Origin of the sequence: Xanthomonas albilineans (assembly GCF_002939705.1) — a bacterium.
GTDB lineage: Bacteria > Pseudomonadota > Gammaproteobacteria > Xanthomonadales > Xanthomonadaceae > Xanthomonas_A > Xanthomonas_A albilineans.
The window spans coordinates 1-560 of record NZ_MDCB01000092.1 but is presented as its reverse complement, the minus strand read 5'-3'; the positions used below and the strand labels follow the sequence as shown (position 1 = coordinate 560).

The following is a 560-nucleotide window of genomic DNA, read 5'->3' as shown; positions in this document are numbered from 1 at the left end:
CCCCTCGCCCCGCTGCCCTGGTTCTGCCAGGACCAACTGCTGCCCTGGTTCGCCGTCGGGGGCATTTGGCTGCTGGCCGTGTCGCCACTGCTGCCGTCGCTTTTGCCATCGCTCTTGCCATTGCTACCGCCCGCCGCATACCCCCCGGACAGGTTCACGCCCGTGGCCTTGTAGTGGCTGGTGTTGGTGATGTCGGCCACCGTCAGCGTGCCGGTGGTCAGTTGGTTGCGGCCTTGGTCGATGGCGCCCTGGGTGCTCGCGATCACTGCGCCCTTCAGGTCGGTGTTGCCGTGCACGGTGATGTCGAACCCGCCATCGCCGGCCTGGATGCCGCTTTGTTCCCGCACACTGGCGAAGTCGCCATCCACCTTGGAGTGGCTATAACTCGCACTGCCGCTTGCACCGATACCCACGGTGACACTGGCGCTGGCAGCCGTGTCGTGGCTGGCGTAGTGGCTGGTGTCCTGTTCGCTGTGGATGTGCAGGTCGCCCCCCACATCCGCCATCACCCGGTTGGCCGACAGCACCGCGCCATCCAGCGTCGTGTCATTGCCACTGAG

1 protein-coding gene is annotated in these 560 nt (G+C 66.2%); it reads right to left on the bottom strand.

The features are described 5' to 3' along the window. The coding region (locus XalbCFBP2523_RS15885) for a hemagglutinin repeat-containing protein (RefSeq protein ID WP_211286584.1) at positions 1-560 on the bottom strand (560 nt) is incomplete at both ends.